The 20,107-nt window shown below is 73.4% G+C and carries 20 protein-coding genes; 6 read left to right on the top strand and 14 right to left on the bottom strand.

Features of this window, described 5'->3' with window-relative positions:
* Positions 1-4: 4 nt before the first annotated feature.
* The gene (locus F9C12_RS06550; RefSeq protein ID WP_409465173.1) at positions 5-1,006 is read right to left on the bottom strand and encodes a glycosyltransferase family 9 protein; all 1,002 of its coding nucleotides are present in this window, start codon (positions 1,004-1,006) and stop codon (positions 5-7) included.
* A complete protein-coding gene (locus F9C12_RS06555; protein ID WP_409465174.1) occupies positions 1,003-2,463 on the bottom strand; it encodes an HAD-IIIA family hydrolase in 1,461 nt (486 codons plus the stop codon). The genes F9C12_RS06550 and F9C12_RS06555 overlap by 4 nt, the downstream gene beginning before the upstream one ends.
* Before the next feature lie 98 nt (positions 2,464-2,561).
* Here F9C12_RS06555 and F9C12_RS06560 point away from each other — a divergent pair, with 98 nt between their 5' ends.
* Genes F9C12_RS06560 through F9C12_RS06570 form a run of 3 tightly spaced genes read left to right on the top strand, consistent with a single transcriptional unit; the run spans position 2,562 to position 6,087 of the window.
* Complete coding sequence (locus tag F9C12_RS06560; protein WP_409465175.1) at positions 2,562-3,932, top strand: aldehyde dehydrogenase family protein; 1,371 nt, start codon at positions 2,562-2,564, stop codon at positions 3,930-3,932.
* Complete coding sequence (locus F9C12_RS06565) at positions 3,929-5,005, top strand: FUSC family protein (protein WP_409181083.1); 1,077 nt, start codon at positions 3,929-3,931, stop codon at positions 5,003-5,005. The genes F9C12_RS06560 and F9C12_RS06565 overlap by 4 nt, the downstream gene beginning before the upstream one ends.
* Before the next feature lie 32 nt (positions 5,006-5,037).
* On the top strand, positions 5,038-6,087 hold the full coding sequence (locus F9C12_RS06570; protein WP_409465176.1) for an NAD-dependent epimerase/dehydratase family protein: 1,050 nt from the start codon (positions 5,038-5,040) through the stop codon (positions 6,085-6,087).
* 42 nt (positions 6,088-6,129) lie between these two features.
* Here the strand turns inward: F9C12_RS06570 and F9C12_RS06575 are convergent, their stop codons facing one another.
* The 8 genes from F9C12_RS06575 to F9C12_RS06610 form a co-directional block, all read right to left on the bottom strand.
* Positions 6,130-6,669: a flavodoxin family protein gene (locus F9C12_RS06575; protein WP_409466972.1), complete on the bottom strand. Its 540-nt coding sequence runs from the start codon at positions 6,667-6,669 to the stop codon at positions 6,130-6,132.
* Positions 6,593-8,029 (bottom strand): UDP-glucose dehydrogenase family protein, encoded by a 1,437-nt coding sequence (locus tag F9C12_RS06580; RefSeq protein ID WP_409465177.1) that lies wholly within the window; start codon positions 8,027-8,029, stop codon positions 6,593-6,595. The genes F9C12_RS06575 and F9C12_RS06580 overlap by 77 nt, the downstream gene beginning before the upstream one ends.
* The gene (locus F9C12_RS06585; protein ID WP_409465178.1) at positions 8,022-8,960 is read right to left on the bottom strand and encodes a glycosyltransferase family 9 protein; all 939 of its coding nucleotides are present in this window, start codon (positions 8,958-8,960) and stop codon (positions 8,022-8,024) included. The genes F9C12_RS06580 and F9C12_RS06585 overlap by 8 nt, the downstream gene beginning before the upstream one ends.
* A gap of 34 nt (positions 8,961-8,994) precedes the next feature.
* Positions 8,995-9,681, bottom strand: coding sequence for an SDR family oxidoreductase (locus F9C12_RS06590; RefSeq protein WP_409465179.1), 687 nt, complete (start codon positions 9,679-9,681; stop codon positions 8,995-8,997).
* A gap of 19 nt (positions 9,682-9,700) precedes the next feature.
* On the bottom strand, positions 9,701-11,080 hold the full coding sequence (gene rfaE2, locus F9C12_RS06595) for a D-glycero-beta-D-manno-heptose 1-phosphate adenylyltransferase (protein ID WP_409465180.1): 1,380 nt from the start codon (positions 11,078-11,080) through the stop codon (positions 9,701-9,703).
* Positions 11,077-11,637, bottom strand: coding sequence for an SIS domain-containing protein (locus F9C12_RS06600; protein ID WP_409465181.1), 561 nt, complete (start codon positions 11,635-11,637; stop codon positions 11,077-11,079). Before F9C12_RS06600 ends, rfaE2 begins: the two co-directional genes overlap by 4 nt.
* A 20-nt stretch (positions 11,638-11,657) precedes the next feature.
* The gene (locus F9C12_RS06605; protein ID WP_409465182.1) at positions 11,658-13,292 is read right to left on the bottom strand and encodes a carbamoyltransferase; all 1,635 of its coding nucleotides are present in this window, start codon (positions 13,290-13,292) and stop codon (positions 11,658-11,660) included.
* 134 nt (positions 13,293-13,426) lie between these two features.
* Positions 13,427-14,371, bottom strand: coding sequence for an NAD-dependent epimerase/dehydratase family protein (locus tag F9C12_RS06610; protein WP_409465183.1), 945 nt, complete (start codon positions 14,369-14,371; stop codon positions 13,427-13,429).
* A gap of 62 nt (positions 14,372-14,433) precedes the next feature.
* Between F9C12_RS06610 and F9C12_RS06615 the strand changes: the two genes are divergently transcribed.
* From F9C12_RS06615 to F9C12_RS06625, 3 genes are read left to right on the top strand one after another with little or no spacing between them, the layout of a single operon-like run.
* Positions 14,434-15,303, top strand: coding sequence for a polysaccharide pyruvyl transferase family protein (locus F9C12_RS06615; protein WP_409181092.1), 870 nt, complete (start codon positions 14,434-14,436; stop codon positions 15,301-15,303).
* On the top strand, positions 15,300-16,154 hold the full coding sequence (locus F9C12_RS06620) for a glycosyltransferase family 2 protein (protein WP_409465184.1): 855 nt from the start codon (positions 15,300-15,302) through the stop codon (positions 16,152-16,154). Before F9C12_RS06615 ends, F9C12_RS06620 begins: the two co-directional genes overlap by 4 nt.
* A 1-nt stretch (position 16,155) precedes the next feature.
* Positions 16,156-17,046 carry a glycosyltransferase family 2 protein gene (locus F9C12_RS06625; RefSeq protein WP_409465185.1) on the top strand — a complete coding sequence of 297 codons (891 nt, stop codon included), beginning with the start codon at positions 16,156-16,158 and terminating at the stop codon, positions 17,044-17,046.
* A gap of 137 nt (positions 17,047-17,183) precedes the next feature.
* On the opposite strand, the gene F9C12_RS06630 is transcribed toward F9C12_RS06625, so the two are convergent.
* The 4 genes from F9C12_RS06630 to F9C12_RS06645 are packed head-to-tail and all read right to left on the bottom strand — an operon-like array spanning position 17,184 to position 20,054.
* Entirely contained in the window at positions 17,184-18,395 is a 1,212-nt protein-coding gene (locus F9C12_RS06630; protein ID WP_409465186.1) for a glycosyltransferase, read from the bottom strand.
* Positions 18,395-19,327 (bottom strand): glycosyltransferase, encoded by a 933-nt coding sequence (locus F9C12_RS06635; protein ID WP_409181096.1) that lies wholly within the window; start codon positions 19,325-19,327, stop codon positions 18,395-18,397. Before F9C12_RS06635 ends, F9C12_RS06630 begins: the two co-directional genes overlap by 1 nt.
* A gap of 60 nt (positions 19,328-19,387) precedes the next feature.
* Entirely contained in the window at positions 19,388-19,564 is a 177-nt protein-coding gene (locus F9C12_RS06640; RefSeq protein ID WP_409465187.1) for a hypothetical protein, read from the bottom strand.
* A gap of 37 nt (positions 19,565-19,601) precedes the next feature.
* Entirely contained in the window at positions 19,602-20,054 is a 453-nt protein-coding gene (locus F9C12_RS06645; RefSeq protein WP_409465188.1) for a hypothetical protein, read from the bottom strand.
* Positions 20,055-20,107 lie beyond the last annotated feature (53 nt).

Raw genomic sequence — 20,107 nt, forward strand, 5'->3', positions numbered from 1 at the left:
CGGGTCAGGCGGTGATCCGGCGGCTCGGCCTCGCGGCCAGTTCCTCCACCGCGGCCACGACTTCGGCCGGGTCGATGCCGTCCAGGCACGGATGCCCGGGGACCGGGCAGGTCCGGGCGCGGGTGCCCCGGCACGGCGCGTGCTGGTCGCCGAGCAGCGCCGCCGGAACCCCGAACGGAGCCCAGCGCGCGGCGGGCACCACCGGCGCGAACAGCGACACCACCGGCGTCCCGACCGCCGCCGCCAGATGCGCCGGACCGGTGTTCGGGGCCACGACGGCCTCCGCACCGGCGAGTACCGCGGCCAGTTCGGGCAAAGTGGTGCGACCGCTGAGATCCACGTCGGCGGTCATCCCCTCCGGTTTCGCGCCGGTCACCACCACCCGGTGCCCGGCTTCGCCGAGCGCGTCCACGATCCGTCCACAGTGGACCGGAGACGGACTGCGCGCCGGGACCGAGGCCGTCGGGTGCACCACGACGTAGTCGCCGATGCCGGTCAACGCCGAGACCTCCGGAAGCGGACGCCGGACCGCGAGCCGTCCGTCGTCGCCGGGAGGCAGCGCGCATCCGGCGGCTTGGGCGAGCGACAGCATCCGCAGCGCCTCCGGCGGATCGCCGGGCACGCGGTGGCGCAGGTCCAGAAGGCTGCCCGGATAGTCGTCGCAGATCGCGCCGATCCACGGCACCCCAGCCATCCGCAGCAGCAGCGCGAGCGGCAACGGCGACTGGTGGAACGACGTCAGGACGAACGCCGTGTCGAAGCCGGTCAGCTGGCCGGCGAGGGCTTCGGCGGATTCGCGGGTCAGCGGCGGCGGATCGGGGTCGATCCACGGCGCGCGGAAGACCCGCACCTCGTCGACTCCCGGCAGCAGTTCCCCGGCGGCCGCGCCGTGCGGTCCGGCCAGCAGCGTGACGTGCCCGGCCTGTGCGGCGATCGCCCGGATAGCCGGGCCGGCCAGCAGGACGTCGCCGAGGTTGTCCTGCCGGGCCACCAAAACCCGGTTCACGCCACGACCCCGGCCTGCCGCAGCGCGTCCGCGAGATCTCGCGCCACCAGCGCCTCTCGCCGCGCGCGGACGATCTCGGCGGGCAGCGTGCGGGCGGTCGGCACCAGCACAGCGCGCGCCCCCGCCGCGAGACCGGCCTCGACGTCCGCGCCGGTGTCCCCGATGACAACGCATCGCGCCGGATCGACCTGCAGTTCCTTCGCCGCGCGCCGGACGAGTTCCGGGGACGGTTTGCGGCAGTCGCAGCCGTCGCCAGCATCGTGCGGGCAGACCTGCCAGGTGCCGAATTCGCCGAACAACTCGTCCACGCGGGCGTTCACCGCGCTCAGCTGACTCGGTTCGATCAGTCCTTTCGCGACTCCGGACTGATTGCTCACCACCCCGACCCGCACGCCCCGCCGCCGGAGTTCCCGCACCAGGCTGACCGCTCCGTCGACCGGGCGGACCTGCTGCGGGTCGGACAGATACGGGACGTCGTGGATCAACGTGTCGTCGCGGTCGAACAGCACGGCTTGCGGCGCGAGCGAACGGCGGGCGGCGATTTCCCCGCGAAGCCGGTGGTAGCAGGCCGCGGGCGGGATCAGCACGCTCGTCACGAGCATGCGCGCGATCTCGCCCGGCGTGGCCGGCCCGGAGCGGATGCGCTGCGCGGCGAAGGCGCCGGTCAACCCGGCCCAGGCGGCCAGGGCGGGGCGACGCCATCGGGGCGCGAGCGCGGCGGCTGCCGCGGCGACGGTCACCGCGTGCCTCCCCAGCATCCCGCTGCCCGCGCCGGTTCGCTGCCGCCACAGGACGCCGTGCTTGTACCGCATCCGGGCGTTGTCCGCGTTGCCTCGTTGGGCTTTCACGCTGGCGAAAAAGCCCGACCGGCGCGCTGGGTGCGTCGTGACGCGTTCGCCGCGCTCGATGCGGTGTCCCTTGAGGACGACGCGCAGCGCCAAGTCGGAATCTTCCCGGAACGCGCGCGGGAATCGTTCGTCGAAACCGCCGGACTCGACCAGCGCCGACCGCCGGTAGGCCATGTCCGCGGTGATCCACCGCGCCGTTTCCAGCCCGGCGGTGCCGCGTTCGTCGTCGGTCGGTTTCCGGTCTTCGGGCAGCGGAACCACGATCCTGGCCTGCGACGCGGCGGCTTCCGGCGGGAGCCGGGCCAGGTCGGCGGCCAGCTGGGCGGGCCAGTCCGCGGCGAGGACCACGTCGTCGTCCACGAAGGCGATCCAGTCCGATTTCGCCGCGCGCCAGCCGGCGTTGCGCGCGGCGGCCGGGCCCCGGCCGTAGGTGCGCAGCACCCGGACGCCCCCGGGCGCCTCCAGCGGAGTCCCTTGTGGACGGTCGTCGACCACGATCACCTCGGCCGGGCCGGGGCCTTCGGCGGCGGCGAGCGTGTCCAGCAGGGTGCGCAGCGCGGGGCGTCCGGTGGTCGGGATCACCACGGAGTAGTCCGGGAAAGTGTTCACTCGCGCCGGTTTACCCCGCCTGGGCGCGGGCAAACGGAACGCATGACAGTCCGGGCGCCGGGGTACCCGCAGCGGGACCCGACTCAGCAGGAGGTGCGATGACCACGCTCGACGCCCGGGCCGCCACGCTCGCGATCACCGACCCGGCCGACGGGAGCCCGGTCGGCGCGGTCCCGATGGCCGGCCCGGACGAACTCGACGCCGCGCTGGGCCTCGCGCACCGGGCGCAGCCGGGCTGGGACCGGACCCCGGCCGCCGAACGCGGCGCGGCGCTGCGGGCCGCCGCGGACCGGCTGCGCGCGCACGCCGGCGACCTGGCCGAGATCAACCGCCGCGAAACCGGCCGTCCGCTCGACGAAGCCGAGGCCGGGGTGCTGGCCGGCGCCGGCACGCTCGACCAGTACGCCGAACTGGGCCCGGTGCACCGCGGCCGCACCCTGCTCGGGGACTTCGCCGCCACCGACCTGATGGTCCCGGAGCCGCGCGGGGTGGTGGTCGCGCTGACGCCCTGGAACGACCCGGTCGCGGTCGCGTGCGGGCTCGTCGGCGCTGCCGTCGTCACCGGAAACACTGTGGTGCACAAGCCGAGCGAACGGTGTCCGCACACCGGAACGCTGTTCGGCGAAGTCCTGGCCGGGGTTTTCCCGGAAGGCGTGCTGCAGACCGTGCACGGAGACGGCCGGATCGGCGCGGTGCTGGCCGCGCGGAGCGACGTGGACGTGCTCGCGCATGTCGGCAGCACCGCCACCGGCCGGTCGATCGCGGCGAGCGCGGCGGCGACCGGGGCGAAGGCGCTGCTGGAGAACGGCGGCAACGACCCGCTCGTCGTGGACGAGGACGTCGACCCGCGCTGGGCCGCCGAGCAGGCCGCGCTCGGGGCGTTCGCGAACTCCGGGCAGATTTGCGTTGCGGTGGAACGGATCTACGTGCACCGCGCGATCGCCGAGGCGTTCACCGAAGCTCTGGTCGAGATCGCCCGAGGCAAGAAGCTCGCGCCGCTGGTCGACCCCCGCCACCGCGACCATGTGCACTCCCACGTGGAGAACGCCGTGTCGCTGGGCGCCGAACTCCGCACCGGCGGCGAAGTCCCGGCCGGACCGGGCGCGCATTACCCGGCGACCGTCCTGACTGGATGCACCAGTCAGATGCGGGTGCTGCGCGAGGAAACCTTCGGCCCGGTCGCGCCGGTATGCGTGGTGGATTCCTTCGAGCACGGGCTGGCCGAGGCCGCCAACGACGATTACGGGCTCGCCGCGACCGTGCTCACCGCGTCGATGGAACACGCGCAGCACGCGTGGCGGGAGCTGGCGGTCGGAACGGTCAAGGTCAACGACGTCTTCGGCGGCGCTCCGGGCGGGGCGGCCCACCCGCGGCGCGGCAGCGGGTCCGGCTACGGCTACGGCCCGGAGCTGCTCGACGAGATGACGCAGACGAAGCTCGTCCACCTGGGCGCGCCCGTACGCGCGTGACGCCCAAACTCGATCGCACGCCGCTGGGCTGGGCCGCCCGTGCGATCCGCGTGCCCGGCAGCGAGCGGCGCACCGCTCTGCAGGCGGCCAAGGCGACCGTCGCCGCCGTGGCCGCCTGGCTGCTGGCCACCCAGGTGATCGGGCTGTCCCAGCCGTTCCTCGCGCCCTACGCGGCGGTTTTCCTGGTGGAGGCGACCGTCTACCGCAGCCTGCTCGGCTGGGCGCAACAGGTCGGCTCGGTCACGCTCGGCGTGCTGCTCGCGGCCGGCGTCGCGCAGCTGGTGCCGGAGCAGACGGCGACGCTGGCCATCGTCGTGTTCATCGGGTTGCTGCTGGGTTCCTGGCGCAGGTTCGGCGGATCCGGGGTATGGGTCGGGGTGACCGGGATGCTGCTGGTCACCTACGGGACCGCGCGGAGTTCGGAACTGCTCGGCGACCGGCTGCTGGAGACCGCGCTCGGCGCCGCGATCGGGCTGGCGGTGAACGTGCTGATCTTCCCGCCGCTGTACGGAGAACGCGTCGCCGCGGCGGCCGACCGGCTCGCTTCCGCGCTCGCCGGGCTGCTGGAGGACACCGCCGAGCTCGTGCGGGCCGACGAGCCGCCGGAGGAACTGGACGAGTGGCTGGGCCGGATCAGCGACGTGCGCAGCCTCGCGCGGGCGGCCGAGGACGCCTCCGGGCTCACCCGGGAAGGCCGGTTCCTCAATCTGCGCAAGCGAAGCCGCCATTCCGGGGTGCAGCACGAACGGGCGCTGCGGACGCTGGGCGCGTTGTGGCCGCCGGTCGAGCAGCTGGTCGAGGCGGTGCGGACGACCTCGGAGGGCCGCGAGCCGTTCGTCTACCCGTGGCCGCAGGCCCGGGACGCGCTCGCCGACCTGCTGCGGGAACTCGCCGCCGCGGTGCGGGACACCGCGGTCCCCGGGCGGGAGGTGGACCTGGAGCGCTGCCGGTCGCTGGTGTGCCAGGTCGAGGACCGGCTGGTCTCGTCGAAGGACGGGGTGACCGCGACGCTCGGGCTGGGCGCGATGGCGCTGCCGGTCCGCCGGTTGCTGCGGCAGCTGGACCAGCACTGATTGGCCCCGCTCCCGGCGGGTACCCGGGCCGGATGACTTCCCGACGGATCGCAGTGACCGGCGCGACCGGCAACATCGGCACCGCGACAGTGCGCGCGCTGGCGGCCGACCCGGACGTCGAGGCGATCACCGGCCTCGAACGCCGTCCGGCGGGCATTCCGCCGCCCAAGACCGAGTACGTCGGCGTCGACGTGGCGCACGACGAGCTGGCTCCGGTGCTCCGCGACGTCGACACGGTGGTCCACCTGGCCTGGCTTTTCCAGCCGACCCATCGCCCGGACCTGACCTGGGAGACGAACGTCCGCGGCTCGCTCCGGCTGTTCGAGGCCGCGGCGGCCGCGGGAGTGTCGACGCTGGTCGTGGCCTCGTCGGTCGGTGCCTACTCCCCCGCTTCCGACGACCGCCCGGTCACCGAGGACTATCCGACGCACGGCTGGCCGGGCGCGGCGTACCCGCGAGAAAAGGCTTACGTGGAGCGGCTTCTGGACTCCTTCGAACGGGCGAATCCGGAGATCCGGGTGGTGCGCGTCCGGCCTGGTTTCGTCTTCCAGCGCGCAGCGTCGACCGAACAGCGGCGGTTGTTCGCCGGACCGTTCGTGCCGGGCAGCCTGCTGCGGCCGGGCCTGGTGCCGATCGTGCCGGACATCCCCGGTCTGCGGTTCCAGGTCGTGCACGCCGACGACCTCGCCGACGCGATCCGCCGTTGCGTACTGCGTCCGGTGTCGGGCGCGTTCAACATCGCGACCGACCCCGTGGTCGACCCGCGGTTGCTGGCGCGGATCCTGCGCGCACGGCGGGTGCCGGTGCCGGCCGGTCTGGTCAAGCCCGCGCTCGCAGCGGCCTGGCGGCTGCATCTGGTGCCCGCGACGCCCGGCCTGTTCGAGACAGTGCTGCGGCTGCCGGTGATGGACACGACGCGGGCCCGGTCCGAGCTGGAGTGGCAGCCGGCGTGGCCGGCGGAGGCGACTGTGCGGGAGTTTCTGCACGGGCTCCGCCGGGGCGAGGGCGGCGGCACTCCGCCGCTGGCCCCGGACGAGCAGCGCGGGCACGAGATCGCGACCGGAATCGGACAGCGGCCGTGAACCTTCGCGGGCCAGGCCGCTGCCCGGCCCGCGAAGGCAGCGTCACGAAGCCGGGTACTGCTGCTTGCCCAGCAGCTCCGCCAGATGCACCGCGTTCCGCACCAGCGTCGCGTTCGTCGACGCGACCGCCTCGGGCGTCTCGTCCAGGTCCTGGTAGTCGCCGCCCTGCATGGCTTCCCCGTTCCAGTACGTGCCGCCCTGGGCCGGAATGGTGAAGCCGATGTCGTTGAGCGACTGGAAAAGGTCCGCGGTGATCTTGTGCGCGCCGTCCTCGTTGCCGACCACCGCGACGACGCCGACCTTGCCGAACATCCCCGGGCGGCCCTCGTCGTCGGTCTCGGACTGCTCGGCGTTCAGCCGTTCCACCACGCGCTGCGCGATGCTCGACATGTGCCCGACCCAGGTCGGCGTCGAGATCAGCAGGATGTCCGCGGCGGCCACCTTGCGCCGGATCTCCGGCCATTCGTCGCCGTCGCCCATGTCCGTCTCGATGCCGGGGCGCACGTCATGGTCGGCCACCCGGACCAGTTCGCCGGTCACCCCCCGCTCCGCGAACAGGTCGAGCAGCTGCCGGGCGATCAGGTCGCTGCTGGAGCGGTCCGGCGAGCGCTTGAGGGTGCAGCCTAGGGCGAGAACACGCATCGGGTACCTCCACGGGAGTGCCGACGCCGATCCGGGCGAACCCGGCCTCGGCGAGCACGGTCGGATCGAGCAGATTGCGGGTGTCGACCACGACCGGCCGGTCCGCCGCCTCGGCGAGCCGGCGCCAGTCGAGGCCGCGGAACTCCGGCCATTCGGTGAGAACGGCCAGCGCGGCCGCGTCTTTCGCGACCAGATAGGGGTCGTCGACCACCGTCGCTCCGTCCATTTCGGACTGGACGGCCGGGTCGTACGCGGTGACCTCGGCTCCCCGCCGGACCAGTTCGGCCGCGACCGCGACCGCGGGGGAATCGCGCACGTCGCCGGTGCCGGCCTTGAACGCGAGGCCCAGCACGCCGATCCGGACGCCGTCCAGCGGGCCGTCCGGCCGCCCGGTCGCCGCCGTCCGGATCGCGCGGACCATGCGCGTGCGCTGCCGGGCGTTCACCCGCACCGCGTCGCGCAGCAGCCCGAACTCGACGCCCGCCGAATCCGCCGCCCGCAGCAGCGCGCTGGCGTCCTTCGGCAGGCAGGAGCCGCCCCAGCCCGGCCCTGGGGCCAGGAACTGCGGGCCGATCCGCGGGTCGAGGCCCATCACCGCGGACACGTCGCGGACGTCCGCGCCGCACTGTTCGCACAGTTCGGCCAGCGTGTTCGCATACGACGCCTTCACCGCGAGGAAGCCGTTGCTGGCGTACTTGGCCAGCTCGGCGCTCGCGCTGCTCGTGCGCACGATCCGGGCTTGGGTCGGCGCGTAGAGCTCCGCGACCCGGTCCGCGGCGGGCGAATCCGGCGGATCCGCGCCGACGACGACCCGGTCCGGGCAGCGGAAATCGTGCACGACATGGCCTTCGCGCAGGAATTCCGGGTTGCTGACCACGGGCAGGTCCGCGCGGCCGAGGTACTCCGGAAGGCGCTGCGCGGTCCCGACCGGCACGGTCGATTTCGTCACCACGATCGTGCCCGGCGCGAGCACCCGGCCGAGGTCGCCCAGCGCGCCGCGGAGCGCGCGCAGGTCCGGGGCGCCGTCGTCGCCCGGCGGCGTCGGCAGGCACAGGAACACGATCGCCGACCCGGCGACCGCGGCGACCTCGCCGGAGAAGGCCAGCGTGCCTGTTCTGAGCCCCTCGGCGACCAGTTCTTTCAAGCCCGGCTCGGCGAGGCCGACTTCTCCGTCCCGCAGCCGGGAAACCTTGGCCTCGTCGATGTCTACAGTGGACACTTGATGGCCCATCGCGGCGAAGCAGGCCGCCGTCGTCAGCCCGACGTAGCCCGCTCCGAGGACGCCGATCCGCTCACCCATGCGACACCCCCTCGCGCAGCACCGACCGCGCCGCCTCCAGCACGCGATCCGTGCTCAGCAGCAGCAGTCCGGCGTCCGGTTCCGTGCCGTGCGGGTCGCCGACGTCGCCCACCCACAGCACGACATGCTGCGGCACGTCCGGCGGCGGGCCCCAGCACCGGGGCGGCGTCGGGCCGAAGAGCAGGACGGACGGCGTGCCGAACGCGGTCGCCAGGTGGCCGACTCCGGTGTCCCCGCACACCACCAGCGCCGCTTCCGCCACCAGCGCGGCCAGCTCGGCCAGCCCGGTCTGCCCGGCGAGCACCGCGTCGACGCCCAGCCCGGCCCGGGTCGCGACCTCCTCCGCCAGCTCGCGTTCGGCCGGCCCGCCGGTGAGCACCACGCGGTGCCCGGCCGCCGCCAGCTCGCGCGCCACCTCGGCGAACCGTTCCGGCGGCCAGCGGCGGGCCGGAAACGCCGCGCCCGGGTGCACGACGACGGCCCCGGGCGCGGGACTCGGCCCGGGCGGCGGGGGAATCCGCAGGTCGCGGCGGTCGGCCGGGCACTGGCCGTACTCGAGCAACCGGCACCAGCGGTCGACCTCGTGGATGCCCGGCGTCCAATCGAGGCCGGGGATCTCCGGGACCGCCGGATTCCGGTGGGTGAGCAGCGTGTCCGGCAGGACGGCCATCAGGTCGCGGATGCTCTCCGGCCCGTTGCCGTGCAGGTTCACCGCCAGCCGCGGCGGCGGGCCGGGCCACCGCAGCGCGCCGAGGCCGGGGGTGGGGAGCAGTTCGTCGACCGCGTCGACCAGCCCGACCAGGTCCCGCAGCCATTCCGGCGCGGCCAGCACGAGGCGTTCGTCCGGGTACGCCTGCCGCAGGCCGCGCAGCGCCGGGACCGCGGTGAGCAGGTCGCCGATGCCGAGGGCGCGCAACGCGAGCACGGTCATGGCCGGGCCCCTTCCGCGGCGGCTCCGGGCAGGCTCACGGCCACGACCCCTCCTCCGACGCGCACACGACCAGTTCCCGCACCTCCGCGTCCGGCGGCTGGCCGAGGGCGAACGCGATCGTCCCGGCGACGTGTTCCGGCCGGTTCAGCTTCGCGTCGGCGGGCGGGCGGTACTGCTCCGTCCGGTCGTCGAAGAACCGGGTCCACATCCCGCCGGGCACGAGCAGCGTCACCCCGACCCGCCCGGCCAGTTCCGCGGCCAGCGCGCGCGTGAACCCGACCACGCCGAATTTCGAGGCGCAGTAAGCGGTCGCGTCGCTGACCGCCTTGATGCCGAGCGTCGAAGACACCGTGACGATCCGGCCGTGGGACTGCTCCAGGAACGGCAGCGCGGCGCGCACCACGGCGACCGTGCCGAGGAGGTTCACGTGCACGACCCGCTCCCAGTCCTTGGCCGGGACCTCGCCGAGCGGGCCGCACGCGTCGATCCCCGCCGCGGTCACCACCCCGTCGAGCCCGCCTGCCCGTTCGGCCACCTCGCGCACGGCTGCCTCGGCCGCGCCCGAGTCCGCGAGGTCGACCTGCACGAATTCCACTCCGTCGGCGGGCCGCGCGCGGTCCAGCACCCACGGGGTGCCGCCCTCCGCGCGGACCGCCTCGACCGTCGCGGCGCCGAGACCGGACGCACCGCCGGTGATCAGGACATTGCCAAGAGAACGCATCAGACTCCCCTCGGAAGCTTCACTGGCCGGCCGCGGCGGCGACCAGCCTCGTCGTCGAATAGCCGGGCAGGGTCGGCACCAGCACGACCTCGCCGCCGTACCGCTCGACCACCGCCCGCTCGGGCAGCTCCGCCTCGGCGTAATCGCCGCCCTTGACCCAGACGTCCGGCCGCAGCCGTTCCAGGATCGCGACCGGGGACGATTCCTCGAAAACCACCACCGCGTCCACCACGGACAGCGCGGTCAGCAGCCGCGCCCGGTCCTGCGCGGACAGCAGCGGACGTCCCGGTCCTTTCAACCGGCGCACGGAACTGTCCGAATTCACGCATACCACGAGTGCGTCGCCGAGGGCTCGCGCCCGGCGCAGCAGGCTTACGTGGCCGGGGTGCAGGAGGTCGAAACAGCCGCCGGTCGCGACGAGCCGACCGCCGGCCGCGCGCACGCGTTCTGCTACCGCGAACGCGTTCCCGGCGGCGAAATCGGGCCCCGAAGAGTCCTTAGTGGACTCTTCGACGGAATCCTCCTTAATGGACAGTGCACTGGCCCCGCCCGCGGCGACGAACCGGGCAGCCGCCTCGACCGCGACGCGCACCGCCTCGGTGACCGACGCGCCGTCCAGCAACCTGGCCGCCGCAGCTGCGGCGAACCGGTCCCCCGCGCCGCAGGTGTCCGTCGCGCTCCCGCTGACCTGCGCGCCTTCCGGTACCGAAATCCGCCGCACCGAGGTGCCGTCGGCCACCAGCGCACCGCGGGAACCGATCGTCACCGCGATCGCCTCGGCGTTCCAGCGTTCCCGCAGCAGGCCGGGCATTTCGAGCGCGTCCGGGACCACCGCGGTGGCCTCGCTGGCGTTCGGCGTGACCAGCCGCGCGCCCGGCACCGGCTCGGCGCCGCGCGGATGCGGGTCCCACACCACCGGAATCCGGGCCGCCAGTTCGGTCAGCACCTCCCGCAGCCGCGGGTTCCGGGTAATGCCCCGGCCGTAGTCGGACACCAGGATCGCCCCGGCGCCGCGCAACGCCTGCTCCGCGCGGTCCGGCAAGCCGTCGACGGAGGCGGTTCCTTCGCCGGAATCCAAGCGCACCAGCGATTGCCCGGCCGCCCGGACCCGGGTCTTCGACACCGTGGCGCCCTCCAACGGGACCGGCACCAGCGTCACTTCCGGTTCGAGCAACGCGGCGAGCGTACGGGCGGAACGATCGTCGCCGAGCGCGGTCACGAGGGACACGTCGGCGGTCGACCGGGCCGCCAGCAACGCGGCGAGACCCGCTCCGCCGGGGCGCAGCCACCGGCTGGTCACGTCGACGACCGGGACGGGCGCGTCCGGGCAGAGCCGTTCCGCGACGCCCTCGGCGTCCACGTCGAGGAACACGTCGCCGACCACTACCAGCGGCTTCACGCGGGCACCCCGAGCGCGTCGTCCAGCGCTTCGCACAGCGCGTGCACGAGCGCCAAATGCAGTTCCTGCACCGTGGCCACGCTCGGCGCGTCGACCGCCACCGCGTCGTCGCACAGCGCGGCGAGCGGGTTGGGAGCCGGCCCGGTGAACGCCCAGGTGGTCACGCCGATTTCCTGCGCCGCTTTCGCCGCCGCCACCACGTTTTGGCTGGTGCCGCTGGTCGAAAGGCAGACGAGCACGTCGCCGGGCCGCCCGTGGGCGCGGACCTGGCGGGCGAACAGCTCGGCCTCGTCGTAGTCGTTGCCGATGGCGGTCAGCGCCGAGGTGTCGGCATGCAGCGAGATCGCCGACAGCGGACGGCGTTCGCGCCGGAACCGGCCGACCAGCTCGCCGGTCAGATGCTGGGCTTCGGCGGCGCTCCCGCCGTTGCCGCACGCGAGCAACCGCCCGCCGTTTTCGAAAACACTGGCCAGATGCGTGCCCCACGCGGCAAGGCGCGGGGTGGCGAAACTCAGTCGCCGCGCGGCCGAACACAAGTCGGCGAAGTGGTCTGCCATGACGGCACCTCCTCGAAAAATCAGCGGTTCCGGCGACGCCGGACCACGAACGGGCCCAACGCCAGGACATCCACCGGAGCCGAACCGAAACACTCCAACGCGTCGCGAGGAGAATCGACCATCGGCCGCCCCGCGGTATTCAGGCTGGTATTGACGACCACCGGAAGCCCGGTCCGGTCCACGAACCCGGAAAGCACGCGCGCGGTCCGCGGATCGCCGGCCGGGTCGACCGTCTGCACCCGGGCGGTACCGTCCACATGGGTCACCGCGGGCAGCCGTTCCCGCCACTCGTCGGCGACGTCGTGCACGAAAAGCATGTAGGGGCTGGGAAACGGGCCGCGAGAGAAGATCTCCGGCGCGCGGTCGGCGAGCACCATCGGGGCCACCGGACGGAATTGCTCCCGGCCCTTCACGTCGTTGAGCCGCTCGAGATTCCCGGCGCGGCCGGGGTGTGCGAGCAGCGACCGGTGCCCGAGCGCGCGCGGGCCGAATTCGGCGCGGCCTTGGAACCAGGCCACGATCTGGTCGTCCGCCAGCGCTTCCGCCACCGCGTCCGAGACGTCATCCGGACGCTCGTAGTCCAGTTTCGCTTTCTGCAGAACGGCTTCCAGCTCGTCGTCGGTCCACTCGCGACCGAGCGCGGCATCCGACATCGGTTCGATCCGCTCGCCGGCGTCGGCCGCCAGCTGCAGTGCCGCTCCGAGCGCGGTTCCGGCGTCTCCGGCGGCGGGCTGGATCCATAGTGCTTCGAAGGGACTTTCCGCGAACAGCCGCGTGTTGGCCACACAGTTGAGCGCGATGCCGCCAGCGAGGGTCAAGGTGCGCTGCCCGGTCCGTTCGTGCAGCCAGCCAGCAAGCTCGAGGAGTACTTCCTCCAGTACTTTTTGGACACTGGACGCCAGATCAGCGTGTCGCTGCGCCGGTTCCTCCCCGGGAGAACATCGCGGGGCGAGCGCGGACCAGTCGATCGGTTCGGTGCGGAATCCCCCGTCCCCGGTCACGTAGACGCGCTCGCGGAGGTAATCGAGATGCACCGGTCCGCCGTAGGAGGCCAGCGCCATCACTTTGTATTCGTCGCTCGACCGCGCGAAGCCCAGATGTTCGGTGAGGTCCTCGTAGAACAGCCCGAGCGAATGCGGGAGTTTCTGCGCGGCGAGCTCTTTGAACCGTCCGTCGCGATATTCGCCGGCGAGGTACGACGTGCTTTCGCCGCGTCCGTCCGCGACCAGGACCGCCGAGTCGCCCAGCGGCGCGGCCAGCGCGGCCGACGCGGCGTGCGCGACGTGGTGCCGGACGAACCGCACCTTCTCCTGGTCCAGCCCGGGCAGTTCGCTGGCCAGGAATTTCGGGGCCCGGCGGGCGAATTCGGTCCGCAGTTCCTCGCCGCTGGGATCGTGCCCGGCGAGGCCGGGTTCGACCAGGTCCGGATCGTAGGAAAACCCGACCGCGTCGAGGTCGGCCGCGGTGAGCCCGGCTTGCTCCAGGCACCAGCGGGCCGCCTGGCCGGGCTGTTCCCACGCCGAGAACGGCACCGCCTGCTTGCCGTGCTTGCGCCGGCTGAACCGCTCTTCCTCGGCCGCCGCGACGATCCGGCCGTCGACGACGAGCGCGGCGGCGGGGTCGTGGAACACCGCGTTGATTCCCAGGAAGCGCACCCGCTCACCCCTTCTCCTCCGGCGCGGACCCGGGTGGTCCGCCGTCCCGGGAGCACTACCCGGCGAAGTCGGGGATAAACGAAACCACCGGAAAAGCCCAGGACGTCGCTACTCCGCGAAGCGACTCTCCCGCTTCACGCGGCGGCGGCCCGGTGCGCGGCGAACCATTCCGCGGTGCGCCGCAGGCCCTCCCCCGCCGGGACCCGCGGCGCCCAGCCGAGCGCTTGGCGCGCCAGCGAAATGTCCGGGCACCGCCGCCGCGGATCGTCCACCGCCGCGTCGACGTGCACGATCCGCGACGCCGAGCCGGTGATCGCGATCACCCGTTCCGCGATCTCCCGCACGGAAAGCTCGTCCGGATTGCCGAGGTTCACCGGTCCGGAATGGCCGGACCGCGCCAGCGCGAGCAATCCGTCGACGGTGTCGTCCACGAAACACAACGACCGTGTCTGCCGTCCGCTGCCTTCGACCTGGAGCGGCTCGCCGGCGAGCGCCTTGGCGATGAACGACGGCACCATCCGGCCGTCGTCCGCGCGCATGCCGGGCCCGTAGGTGTTGAAGATCCGCGCGATCCCAGTGTTCGCGCCCTCGCCGCGCCGCATCGCGCTGGTCAGCGCCTCGGCATAGCGCTTGGCCTCGTCGTACACGCTGCGCGGGCCGATCGGGTTGACATTGCCCCAATAGCTTTCCCGCTGCGGATGCTCCAGCGGATCGCCGTACACCTCGCTGGTCGACGCGAGAACGAACCGCGCCCCGCGTGCCGCGGCGAGAGCGTTCTCAGTGCCTGCCGAACCGACGCGCAAGGTCTCGAGCGGCAGCCGGAAGTAGTCCCGAGGGGACGCTGGGGAAGCCAGGTGGAACACCGCGTCGACCGCGCCGGGAACCGGGATCGGCTCGGTCACGTCGTGCTCCAGCAGTTCGAAGCGAGGATGCCCGGCGACCGCGTCCAGCGCGCCGGGGCGGGCGGTCGCGAGATTGTCCACCGCGGTCACTCGCGTGCCTTCTTCGAGCAGTTTCGCGCACAGCCGCGCGCCTACGAATCCGGCTCCGCCGGTGACTACCGCGTGGGAGAAAACCATGCCGCGCCGGATACCCGCGCAGCGCCGCGTTAACCCCCGCGACTCACGGGTAACCGCCGAGCATGCGAGTACTCCTGACCGGCTGGGCGAGCTTCCGGCGCGGCGAGGCGACCGCGGGCGACGTGCTGAGTTTGCGCGCGGTGAGCGACGTGCTGACCGAAGCCGGGGTCGACCACCTGACCGCGTGGAGCCCCGCGTTCCGCCCCGAAGGCCCGCACCTCGACGACGCTCCGCCGGACGCGTTCACCCATGTCGTTTTCGCCTGCGGCCCATTGCGCGGCACGCAACTGCGGGAACTGCACCAGCGCTACCCGCGGTGCCGGCGGCTGGCGATCGGCGTGTCCGTGCCCGATCCGGCGGACCCCGCGGTCACCGGATTCGACGTGGTCCTCCCCCGGGACGACGGCGACGCCTGCGCCGCCGACCTTTCCTTCGCCGGATGGGTCGCGTCGCCGCCGGTGGTGGGCGTGGTCCTCGCGCCGGGCCAGCCCGAGTACGGCGCGGACCGGCGGCACGACGCGGTGCACGCGACGCTGGCCGAATGGCTGCGCGACCTCGACTGCGGCCGCGTCCCGCTCGACACCCGCCTCGCCACCGACGACTGGCGGCACTGCGCGACGCCGGACCAGTTCGTCAGCACGCTGTCCCGGTTGGACGTGCTGGTCAGCACCCGGTTGCACGGGCTCGCCCTCGGGCTGAAGGCCGGGGTCCCGGTGCTCGCGATCGACCCCGTCGCGCACGGCGGCAAGGTCACCGCGCAGGCGACCGCGCTGCGCTGGCCCGCGATCCTGCCCTCGAGCGCCACCCGGGCCGACCTCGACAAGTGGTTCGAATGGTGCTGCTCCGCGGAAGGACGCGCCCGCGCCGCCGCCGAACACCCGTTCCCCGGGCCGCTGGCCGAACTCGTCGGCGCGCTCGAGGAAACGCCGTGAACCGGACGACCGTCGTCGTGGCCACCCGCGACCGGGCCGACGAACTGGCGCGCACGCTGACCCGGCTGTCCACAATGGACCCGCCGCCGCCGGTGATCGTCCTGGACAACGGCTCGGCGGACCACACGGCCGAGACCGCCGCTTCCTTCGAGCGGGTCCGGGTGATCCGGAGCCCGCGCAACCACGGCGCCACCGCGCGCAACCAGGGCGTCATCGCGGCGCGGACTCCGTACGTCGCGTTCAGCGACGACGATTCCTGGTGGGCTCCGGACGCGTTCCGCCGCGCCGAAACGATTTTCGACAAGCACCCGCGCCTCGGACTCCTCACCGGACGGACGCTGGTCGGCCCGGAAGAACGCGAAGACCCCATCACCCCGGCGCTGGAACGAAGTCCGCTCGGGACGCCGCCGGACGCGCCCGGCCCGCTCGTGCTGGGTTTCCTGGCCTGCTCCGCGATCGTGCGGCGGTCGGCGTTCCTGCAGGTCGGCGGATTCGACCCGATGCTGCACTTCGGCGCCGAGGAACAGCTGCTGTCCTACGACCTCGCCGCGGCGGGATGGCAGCTCTGCTACGCGGAAGACGTGGTCGCGCACCATCATCCGTCGCGGTCCCGGCCGTCGCCCGGCTGGCGGCGGCGAGCCGAGGCGCGCAACCACTTGCTCATCGGCTGGCAACGCCGCCCGGCCGACGTCTGCGCGGCCCAGCTGCGGCGGCTGTTCGCCCGGGCCCGGAGAGAACCGGGCCTGCTCGCCGCGCTGCCCGCCGCCGCGGTCCGGCTGCCGCGCGCGCTGGCCCGCCGCCGGGTGCTGCCCGCGGCGATCGAACGCCAAGCCCGGCTGACGGAGGGATGACATGGACCGGACGTCCGTTGTGGTGATCACCCACAACCGCCGCGAACAGCTGCGGGAAACCCTGAAACACCTGGTCGCGCTGCCCGAGCGGCCGCCGGTTCTGGTGGTGGACAACGCTTCGGAGGACGGCACCGCCGACCTGGTCGCGCACGACTTCCCGGACCTGCGGCTGATCAAGCTCGACCGGAACCTCGGCGCGGTCGGGCGAAACCTCGCGGTGCGCGAGGTGACCACGCCGTACGTGGCGTTCTGCGACGACGACACCACCTGGCAGCCGGGCTCCCTCACCCGCGCCGCCGACGTGCTGGACGCCCACCCCGGCCTCGGCTCGGTGACCGGCCGCTGCCTGGTCGAACCGGATCTGCGCGAGGACCCGATCACGCCGGAAATGCGGTTCTCGCCGGTCCCCGGCCCGGACTGGATGCCCGGCCCGGCGCTGCTCGGCGTGATGGCCGGGCTGACGATGTTCCGCGTGCGCGCGTTCCGCGACGCCGGCGGCTTCTCGCCGCGCCTGTGGCTGGGCGGCGAGGAGGAACTGCTCGCCCTCGACCTGGCCGCGCGGGGCTGGCGGATGTGCTGGCGAGAGGACGTCGTGATCCACCACGCCCCGTCGAAACTCCGCGACCCGCGCCGGCGGCGGGGACTGGGGATCCGGAATACCTTGTGGACGCTGATGTTGCGCCGCCCGTGGCGTTCGGTCCTCCGCCGGGGCGCGGCGGTGCTGGCCTCCGCGCCCCGGGACCGGACCACGCTCGCCGCGGTGGCGGAGTGCCTGCGGGGGCTGCCGTGGGTGCTCCGGGAGCGATCCGTGGTCCCGGCGGAAGTCGAGTACGGATTGCGGTTGCTGGAGGAGCCGCAGCGGAAGTCCGTCGCGCGCCGCTACACCGGATAGCGGAAATGATATGGCACCGCCGCGGCGGCGGAATGCCTGCGGGAGCTGCTGGAAGGACCACAGCGGAAGTCCGGATAGCCGTCCGTGAGGGGAACCCTGAGGGAATCAGACTCCCTCAGGCTTCCCCTCACGGACAGTCAGCGCACCGCAGCCCAGTCGGAAGCCGCGACCGGCGCCGCCTTCTCGTACGCCCGCACCGTCTCCGCCGCGATCCGGTCCCACGAGTACCGCGCCCGGACCCGCTCCTGTCCCGCCGTCCCCAGGGCCTCCAGCTCCGCGGGTTCGTCCAGCAGCGCCCGCAACCGGGTCGCCAGCCGGGACGGATCGCGCGGCGGCACCAGGCGTCCGGTGATCCCGTCCACCACCGTGTCGGTCAAGCCGCCGACCGCCGCGGCCACTACCGGCACTCCGCAGGCCATCGCTTCCAACGGAACGATTCCGAACGGCTCGTACCAGGGCGTGCACAACACCGCGTCCGCCGAACGCAGCAACGCCGGCATCTCCGCCCGGCTCACCTGACCTGCCAGGTGCACCCGGTCGGCCACCCCCAACCGCTCCGCGAGGCGGCGCAGCCGCTGGGCCTCCGGGTCCCGGGACAGCGCGCCGGAGGCCGGTCCGCCCGCGATCACCAGCTCGGTTTCCGGGACCCTCGGCAGCGCGGCGATCGCCAGGTCGAACCCCTTGCGCGGGACCAGCCTCCCGACCGAAACCAGCCGCTTGGGCGCGGTCCGCTCCGCGACCGGGCCGCCGACGCCGAACCGGTCCAGGTCGACCCCGCACGGCACCACCGAGATCCGCTGCCGCGGCACCCCCTGGCGAGCGAGTTCGAACACCTCGTCCGAACAGGTCGCGACGATCCGGTCGACCTGCTTGCCGACCATCCGCTCCAGCCGCATCCGGTCCGGCGGGCTCGTGTCGGCGTCGCCCTGATGCCGCCGCTTCACCACTCCCAGCGCGTGAAACGTCTGCACCGTCGGCACCCCGGCTTCGCGCGCGGCGAGAACCGTTGCCACGCCGGACATCCAGAAATGCGCGTGCGCCACGTCCGGCGGCTCCTCCGTCCACCGGTCGCGCAGCCAGCTGCCGAATTCCCCCATGTGCGGCAAAAGCTCGTCCTTCGGCAGCCGGCGCGCCGGACCGGCCGGAACGTGCACCACCCGGTAACCCGCCGGGGTCTCCACCGTCTCGGGCGGGTTCGGGTCGTCGCGCCGCGTGTAGACAGTCACTTCGTGCCCGCCGCGCGCCAGCGCCGCGGAAAGGTCCGCCACGTGCACGTTCTGCCCGCCCGCGTCCTCCTCCCCCAGTGCGGCGAGCGGGCTGGCGTGTTCGGACACCATCGCGATCCTCATCAGACTCCTTCCGCAGCGGGGGCGGTTTCGGCCAGCAGGCGGTCCCAGCGCGACAGGAACGCGTCGAGACCGAAGTGCGCCAAGGCGTGTTCCCGGGCCGCTTTCCCGGCCAGAACGGCAAAATCCGGTTCGTGCACCAGCTCGCGGAACCGCCGCGCGAGCACTTCGATGTCGGCGGAGCACACCCCGGCGTCCGGGGGCACCGCCGAAGGCGCTTCGGTAGAGGCGACCGCGACGATCGGCATCCCCAGGTGCATCGCCTCCAGCAGCGACAGGCCGAGCGACGTCCAGCGCGCGGTGTGCAAATACACGCGGTGCCGGGCCAGCTCGTCGTGCAGCCGCGGCGGGCGTACGTCGCCCTGTCCGCCGGGCAGCTCCTCGGTGCCCATGCCGAACACGTTCACCGGCGCGATCTCGCGGAACGCGGGCAGCAGATCGGCGCCGGTCACCCGGGCGCGCCGGCGCGGTTCATTGATCATCGCCGCGCCCGCGGGCAGCTCGCCGGTGTAGCGCTCGCCCGGGTCCGGGATGCCGTGCGGGATGACCGCCACCGGGGCGATCCCGTTGTCCCACATGAGCGCGTTGTACGAGGTGACGTGCACGATCGGCACCTCGTCCTGCCCGGCCATCGGATGCCGGGACACCGCTGCGCCGTGCCGGGGCGCGTTGTGCTCGACGTACACCATCGGCACCCGCGAGCCCAGCTGCGGCCGCACGAACGCGGCTTCCTCCGGCCGCTGGAGCACGACCACGTCCGGCCGCGCGTCCGCGAGCCGGTCGACGGGAACCTCGGTCGCCGCGGGCCAGTCCCGTCCCGCCAGCCCCAGCCCCCACGGGGCGCCCTCGGGGCTCGCCGGGACGAAATACTCGTGCCGGCCGCGGACGAACGCGTCGGTCCACGATCCGTGCACGTGCCAGAGCAAGATCCTCATGCGCCCTGGCTTAACCCCGCCGATCAGACGTTAAACCAGGCCCTGTGCCGGGTACCCCGGTCAGCTTTCGCCGCGGAAATTGTCGCCCGACTGGGGATGCCCCCGCTTCGACCGGCCCTCCTCGTCCTCCAGCGGGCTCTCCGGCTCCGGCCGCCGGGGCGGCCGCCCCTCGTCGTCGTCCACCTGGGCCCGGCGCGGATTCGCCGTCTTCCGCTCCGCATGCCGCTCGTCGCTCATGCCGCCTCCAAAACGGTTGTGTTCGCTCCTTCTCGAGTCACCAATCCGGGCGGCGCACCGCCGGGAGCCGGTCGAGCGTCGCGACCACCGCCGCGGCGACCCGCGGTTCGCTCAACGGAGCACCCGCCGGACCGTGCGGAAGCACCTCGACCTCCACGCCCGCCTCACGGGCCGACGCGACGCGGGTGCCGTGCGCGGCGAACCAGTCTCCGGACGCGCGGCCGTTGCCCTCCGGATCCGGCCCGACGAGCAGCACCGACCGCACCGCTTCCGGGTACCGTTCGGCCAGCCGCAGCGCGACCGGCACCCACTGGCCGCCCGCCACCACGTCGGCCAGCGGCTTCGCGCCGGAGGCCTGTTCGAGCAGCGCGGGGGCCCGGTCGGGCGGGCAGTGCACGACCCGGTGCTCCGGAGCCGCCTGCCGCCAGCCCGGCGGGGCCTCGCCCGTCGCACCTTCGTCCAGGACCACGAGCATCCGCTGCTCAGTCATCTGCCAGGCCTCCTTCGCGCCTCTTCCCGGCGGCGTACCCGAGGGGGCGGGGC

The organism is Amycolatopsis sp. GA6-003 (assembly GCF_046267895.1).
Lineage (GTDB): Bacteria > Actinomycetota > Actinomycetes > Mycobacteriales > Pseudonocardiaceae > Amycolatopsis.